The sequence below is a fragment of the Alishewanella sp. WH16-1 genome, from assembly GCF_001441695.1.
GTDB classification, from domain to species: domain Bacteria; phylum Pseudomonadota; class Gammaproteobacteria; order Enterobacterales; family Alteromonadaceae; genus Alishewanella; species Alishewanella agri.
Genome location: NZ_LCWL01000049.1, coordinates 1 through 6,230, shown reverse-complemented (window position 1 = coordinate 6,230; position 6,230 = coordinate 1). Strand labels below are relative to the sequence as shown.

At 42.9% G+C, this 6,230-nt stretch carries 7 protein-coding genes; 5 read left to right on the top strand and 2 right to left on the bottom strand.

What is annotated here, in order from left to right; all coding sequences use genetic code 11:
• Positions 1-67: 67 nt before the first annotated feature.
• On the bottom strand, positions 68-439 hold the full coding sequence (locus tag AAY72_RS05225) for a hypothetical protein (RefSeq protein ID WP_156411281.1): 372 nt from the start codon (positions 437-439) through the stop codon (positions 68-70).
• 724 nt (positions 440-1,163) lie between these two features.
• Here AAY72_RS05225 and AAY72_RS05220 point away from each other — a divergent pair.
• From AAY72_RS05220 to AAY72_RS05205, 4 genes are all read left to right on the top strand, one after another.
• On the top strand, positions 1,164-1,418 hold the full coding sequence (locus tag AAY72_RS05220; protein ID WP_057785851.1) for a helix-turn-helix domain-containing protein: 255 nt from the start codon (positions 1,164-1,166) through the stop codon (positions 1,416-1,418).
• Between the two features lie 3 nt (positions 1,419-1,421).
• Complete coding sequence (locus AAY72_RS05215) at positions 1,422-2,741, top strand: type II toxin-antitoxin system HipA family toxin (protein WP_057785850.1); 1,320 nt, start codon at positions 1,422-1,424, stop codon at positions 2,739-2,741.
• A gap of 190 nt (positions 2,742-2,931) precedes the next feature.
• Complete coding sequence (locus AAY72_RS05210; protein WP_057785849.1) at positions 2,932-3,174, top strand: DUF1778 domain-containing protein; 243 nt, start codon at positions 2,932-2,934, stop codon at positions 3,172-3,174.
• 318 nt (positions 3,175-3,492) lie between these two features.
• Entirely contained in the window at positions 3,493-4,050 is a 558-nt protein-coding gene (locus AAY72_RS05205; RefSeq protein WP_057785848.1) for a 3'-5' exonuclease, read from the top strand.
• A gap of 178 nt (positions 4,051-4,228) precedes the next feature.
• Here AAY72_RS05205 and AAY72_RS05200 read toward each other — a convergent pair whose 3' ends face one another.
• Positions 4,229-5,170, bottom strand: coding sequence for an integron integrase (locus tag AAY72_RS05200; RefSeq protein ID WP_369815329.1), 942 nt, complete (start codon positions 5,168-5,170; stop codon positions 4,229-4,231).
• Positions 5,171-5,492: 322 nt separating this feature from the next.
• Between AAY72_RS05200 and AAY72_RS05195 the strand changes: the two genes are divergently transcribed.
• Entirely contained in the window at positions 5,493-6,053 is a 561-nt protein-coding gene (locus AAY72_RS05195) for a hypothetical protein (RefSeq protein ID WP_003245852.1), read from the top strand.
• Positions 6,054-6,230 lie beyond the last annotated feature (177 nt).

Genomic DNA, 6,230 nt, shown 5'->3' with positions numbered 1-6,230 from the left:
TTTGTGGGGATCCCTCAGCCGAAGCCCTCTAAAATTCGATAAGTAAGCTGCACTTAAATGCGCTGTCTCACCCTAGCTGTTGCTCTAAATAACGACGAACAACAGATCCACCGTTCAACCCATTTTCCTGGATGACATTAAGGGCAGAATCCCCATTAAAACCACTGTTCGATTTAAGTAACCACGCATTCGCCTGTTTCTGATTGGCAAAAATTTGGTGTAGTAGCTTATAAATTGCCATTAGGTGCGACAGCATCTCTAACGCTTTGTCGTTATTGACCCTATCCAATTCTCCGTTTTGCCATGCAAAGAGTTCTTCGACTTCAGCGAAACCTAAAAGCCCAAACGACTGCTCAGGCAAAATTGACCATTCCGCACATAAATTGCTGAAGATTTTTACCGCAGCTAGTCTGACTTTTCTATCTTGGTCATCTGTCATCAAATTCATCACATGCCATACGTTAATGTCTGCTTTAAAATCGTTTTAAGGCCTGATGGTCTAAAAATCTAATCATCAGCATTTATTACAAGAGTAGCAGCCTAACAGCCAATGGCAAGTCACTGTTTTACTTTATTTATTTGAATAAGCAAAGGTGATGAAAAATGTAAAATCGCTGAAGCAAAACGTACTTTTTGCGACAAAACAGTAAGAATATGAATAGTTTTGTCGGATAAATCCGACGTTTTCTGTCGAAAATCGGTTGAAATGTCGGAAATAAGGCTTTTCCGACAAAAATCATGGAAAATGTGTAAAAACGTCGGAAATCGTACATTTTTCAAGCAAACACTTAGCGAGATATACGCTAAAGCGTATTCAAGTTGAATTTACGGTTAAGCGTATAACCTCGGGCAAGTTTCTTTTAACCGAAGAAGAGCTCCAAGGACCGCTTCTTACTCTTAGTAATGAGTATGGTAAATACCAGAATTACCATTAAAGGCAGTATAGGATTTGAGTAAACAAACATTTGCCTGTGTTTGACTACCCTATGCCTGATAACAAAGTTGCAAAGCCCCTGAATCGAGAGAATTTTTACTATGGCATCCTATAGGCTTGATGTTTAAAAATTTAGGCGAAGCCTGAAATACGCCCAAGCGCATATTGACACAAGTTACGGTATAGCGTATAAGCTATATTACGCTTTTTAGCAATAAAATTCCAAATCATGCATATCACCCGACCTGAGCAACTCAGTACTTTTATTAAAGAGTATCGTAAGCAGCATAACCTCACTCAAGCGGATATCGCTAAGCAGGTAGGGCTGCGTGTTGCCACCATTTCAGACTTTGAAAATAAACCGGAGTCATGCAAATTGGCCACGTTTTTCAAAATTATGGCGGCGCTGCAATTACAACTCGCTCTTAAACCTCGCGCCAACGCTACTTCGACAGACAATAATACTTGGCATGAAGGGTGGTGACCGATGAGTACACTAGATGTCTATATGAATGGTCATAAGGTTGGCGAGTATCAGCGCGACAGCTCTGGGTCAAATAGCTTTATATATGATAACAGTTGGTTGAACTCTCCAGGCAGACGTAGTTTATCGCTATCTCTCCCCTTGCGCCCAGGCCGCATCACAGGTGCTGCTGTTTATAATTTTTTTGATAACCTGTTGCCTGACTCGCGAAACATTCGTGAGCGCATGGTGGCAAGATTTAAAGCGCATTCCACAGAGCCATTCGATATCCTGTCGCAAGTGGGGCGTGACTGTATCGGCGCCATCCAGTTACTCCCAAGCGGAGCAGAATCACCTGATATCAAACGTATTGACGCAAGTCCGTTAACAGATGTTGAGATAGCCAAAATATTACAAGGTTATAAGTCCAATAAACCGCTTGGCATGCTGGATGATACGCAGGATTTTCGTATTTCACTTGCCGGCGCGCAGGAGAAAACGGCTTTACTCCATCATAATGGCCGCTGGTGTTTACCGCACAATGCCACCCCTACCTCCCATATCCTAAAATTACCCATCGGTGAAATTCGCTCGCATGACCGAGTCATTGATATGACGCACAGTGTCGAGAACGAATATTTGTGTTTGCATATCGCTAAAGCGTTTGGGTTTGCTGTCGCCGATTGTCAGATTATCCAGCCTGACGGAGTAAAAGCACTGGCAGTGGCACGTTTTGATCGCAAAATGGCACCGGATAACAGCTGGATCATCCGCTTGCCGCAGGAAGATTTTTGTCAGCTGACCGCTATCTCACCTGCCAGAAAATATGAAGTTGATGGTGGTCCTGGCATCGCTTCTGTAATGCAACAGCTTTTAGGTGCGGTAAACCCTCAGCATGACCGCGAAACGTTTATGCGGACCCAAGTGTTATTTTGGCTATTAGGCGCAACAGATGGACATGCAAAAAATTTCTCGATTTTTATTGAAGCGCAAGACCAATATCGTCTGACACCACTCTACGATATTCTCTCTGCCTTTCCAGCAATCTCTAAAAAAGGACTACATGAAAAGGACTTAAAACTTGCCATGTCACTTAAAGGCTCAAGTGGTCGTAAAACCGAATGCCGGATGATTGGTGCTCAGCATTTTCTTAATACCGCTAAAGAGGTGGGTTTTCCATTATCAAGCATGGAACAGATACTGCATGACATGGGAAGTATGACTGAGAACATTATCATGCAGGTGGCTGATACATTGCCTAAAGATTTTCCGAGTTTTATTGCTGAGCCCATTTTTGAAGGGATGCGAAAATACGCCAAACGGCTACTATCAAGCTACACGTAGCAACCTAGAGAGCATCAGGTTATTTGCTCGAGGTATGTAAAAAACACCGTAAAATTGACAGTGTTTTTCGTAACGGCATACTGAGATATAAGTTACATTCTCAGGTGTCGTGCCCTTTCAAAACGGTTCGGAATACCGGCCACAAGCTTTGTATGCTAGGATTTCATTAAGATTTGTATGGAGTACTGATATGAAAAACATACTGCTAGAGCTGACTGATAGTGAAGCCATTTTGGTTAATCATGCGGCGAAGCTGGCTGGCGTTGACATTGCTAAATTCATTATTTCAGCAGCAAATCAGCAGGCCGTCAAAAATCTAACCTCACATGGCCGAATCGTTTTGGACAATGAGGCGTTTCAGAGACTAACTACTGTCTTAGAAAATCCAGAGCAGGCTACTGATGAGCTCAAACAACTTATGATGTTAAACTGAGATGAAACCGTGGTTTATTCTCGATTTATAGCCGAACCGATATTTAAAGGTATACACAGATACTGTCAGCGACTACTTAGCTAAACAGCGCTGAAACAACTATCTCTCTCATTAATCCAAAATGACGCTTTTTTTCGCCCTTCATTGATAATGTCGCATGTTATAAGCGAATATGTGCCAAGGATCACTAATTACGGCCGGACAAAGCGAAATACGCAACAGCTCGAATATGAACTTACACAATTTAAACAAAGTTTTAAGCTGTATAGTTGCATTGTAACTCGCAGAATTATTTACATCTTTCTGAAGTGGTAGCACATGACCAAACATCTGCTGATAGTCGATTTGGAAGCCACCTGCTGGGATGGTGATGTGCCAGGTCTTGCTCGTCGCCAAACGGTTGAAGATATGGAAGTCATTGAGTTTGGCTGTGTAGTAGCAGAGCCCGATGGAAAGGTGCTAGATGCAAAGTCGTTTTTTGTGCGCCCTGTGTTACGCCCACAGCTCAGTTCCTTTTGTACACAGTTAACCGGAATTTCGCAGCAGCAAGTAGCTGTCGCGCCGGTTTATGCTGAGGTAGTTCAAGACATAAACGCATGGCTTGCCGCTTATCAGCCTTTTTGCTGGGCGTCTTGGGGCGATTACGATCGGCATCAGCTAGATGCTGAGAGGCAACACAAGGGTTGTGAGCCAGCTTTTATGGCAATTGAGCACAAAAACCTGAAGCAATTGTGGCGTGAAGGCAGAGCAGCCAAACGCCGCTCTGGCTTGCAAGCCGCATTGGCCTTTCATGGGCTTGCCTTTGAAGGCCAACATCATCGCGGCATCGACGATGCACGCAACATAGCTCGCTTGCTGCCGTGGATCCCTTTGTAGTGGCACTACTGTAGTGGTCAAATCATATTGGCCACTTTTTGTAGTCAAACCAATGTCTGCTAAGAGCGAAAAGCAGAGATTCAGCACCTCAACACAATCCGCATGCGAATGACCGCTTTTACCGCAAAACCGGACATGAAGCCCGGTTTATTTAAAACGAAATTATCGGTCTATAGGGCTAATTGTCCCTGATGAATGTTGACCGATGACATGTGTATATATGAGTTGTCTTCAAATCCGTATGCCCTAACAGCTCTTGAACTGTACGAATGTCTGTTCCCGCTTTTAAAAGCTGCGTTGCGAAAGAGTGCCTGAATGTGTGTGCGGTAACGTGTTTCTGAACACCTGACCGTATAACAGCGCTCCTTAATTTCTTTGTTAGGGACGTCCAATGCAAGTGATGGCGGCAAACATATCCATCAACTGGATGCTTACACCTGACAGATGATGGGAATATAAATTGCCACTTAAAATCAGAAATTGCGTAAGGGTATTTTCGAGCGAGCCCTGGCGGGAGACTTGTTTTACCCTCACCTTCGCAAAGATCCTTTTCATGAAGATCACGAACCTTTTCAATATGCAATTTAAGGGGTTCAACAAGCTTTTCAGGTAACATCGTGACTCGATCTTTACCGCCTTTGCCACGAAATACATAGACATTCCTTGACTCAAAATCGATATCTTTAACTCTTAGCATTAATAGTTCTGCTTTCCTTAGCCCACAACCATATAAAAGCGAAAACATCAGTTTATAGCTACCGGATAGCTGATTGATGATACTCATTGCTTCGTTATGAGATAAGACGGATGGAACCCGTTTAGGTGCGCGTGCTTTTATCGTATCAGGTAGTAAAGTAAGTTCTCTCTGAAGTATATGTTTATACATGAAGACGATAGCGCAAAGCGCCAAGTTTTGAGTAGACGCCGTAACTTGTCGGTTTACGGCTAAATATGTCAAAAAATTAGTTACCTCTTGTTCCCCCATGTTCTTAGGATGCTGTTTTTTGTTAAACAAAATGAAGCGTTTTATCCAAAGTAAATAGGTTTTTTCAGTCTGAATTGAGTAATGCTTGGTTCGCATAACCTGTCTGATGCTTTCAAGGAAAGGTGAACGAGTCATGTAAGCTCCTTTGTTGATTATCGAGTGTGTTACTGAGACTTCTCAGTAACACCTGATGATAAGGAGGCTAAACCAAGATAAGGCATTGATATTAATAATATTACCCCGTTTTGGGGTGGAGACATTACTGAGAAGTCTCAGTAATGTCGTAAATTAAAAGTAAATTAAGTCCTTAACTAGCTTCTTAAGTTATTGATCTTCAGTAAACATAGGTATAAATTTGTTTTGCCTTTCGGATGTTACTGAGAGGTCTACATAATAACTGTTAGGCACAGTCAAACACGCAACAATCCAATTCTTTCAACCCAGAGGTCTCCCAACTATGAAAGTCAAACTTGTAGCATTAACAGCATTAGTCGCACTTACCTCAAATATTGCGAACGCAAACGAGCCCATCGTTGTAAATCAGGCAGTAACAGAGAAGGAAGCATTAACAGCTCAGCAAGCATGGTGTGCTGCTCTTCTTGATATCAACGCCGCATACGAAAAGGATGGAAAAGTAGCAGCGAGAGCATTGGCCGAGAAAGTCATAGATTCCGCTTACGCCTACCAAATGGGCGCAGTACTCTTTAAGCCTACGCTCACGGTGAACCCTCAAACATTTCGCCCCACACGTGCCGGTGCGCTATCTTATTTCGTTGGCGGTGACCCATCCTTCCCTGCCGACACAGGTTTTGCTCTAAAAGGCTGGAAAAAATGTGAGCCTGTCACTTCTGCTATTTTTCTTGATGGCAATAGCGCAATTACTATGGGGAAAGTTCACTTCACAGATAAAAATGGGAAAGTGACTACCGTTGACAAAACGTGGGGTTACGTTAAAGACGATGCGGGAAATTTGCGCATTAACCTTCACCATTCATCATTGGAGTACCAACCTAAGTAAATCCGCTATAAACCCATAGGCAGTGGAGTTGTTGCCTAACAAGTCATTCCAGCGGACTGCCTACGGCAGCCGCTGAATTCCAACGTTATACATACATGGAAAAGTTTGAATCATGATTAAAACAATAAAAGTCACGAAGACGGATTATCTTAACTTCCTGAGGGATCCCCACAAATT

Excerpts from the sequence above, each read along its gene's own strand:
- AAY72_RS05205 (WP_057785848.1), top strand. The coding sequence starts at position 3,493 with ATGACCAAACATCTGCTGATAGTCGATTTGGAAGCCACCTGCTGGGAT.
- AAY72_RS05220 (WP_057785851.1), top strand. The coding sequence starts at position 1,164 with ATGCATATCACCCGACCTGAGCAACTCAGTACTTTTATTAAAGAGTAT.
- AAY72_RS05210 (WP_057785849.1), top strand. The coding sequence starts at position 2,932 with ATGAAAAACATACTGCTAGAGCTGACTGATAGTGAAGCCATTTTGGTT.
- AAY72_RS05225 (WP_156411281.1), bottom strand. The coding sequence starts at position 439 with ATGACAGATGACCAAGATAGAAAAGTCAGACTAGCTGCGGTAAAAATC.
- AAY72_RS05200 (WP_369815329.1), bottom strand. The coding sequence starts at position 5,170 with ATGACTCGTTCACCTTTCCTTGAAAGCATCAGACAGGTTATGCGAACC.
- AAY72_RS05215 (WP_057785850.1), top strand. The coding sequence starts at position 1,422 with ATGAGTACACTAGATGTCTATATGAATGGTCATAAGGTTGGCGAGTAT.
- AAY72_RS05195 (WP_003245852.1), top strand. The coding sequence starts at position 5,493 with ATGAAAGTCAAACTTGTAGCATTAACAGCATTAGTCGCACTTACCTCA.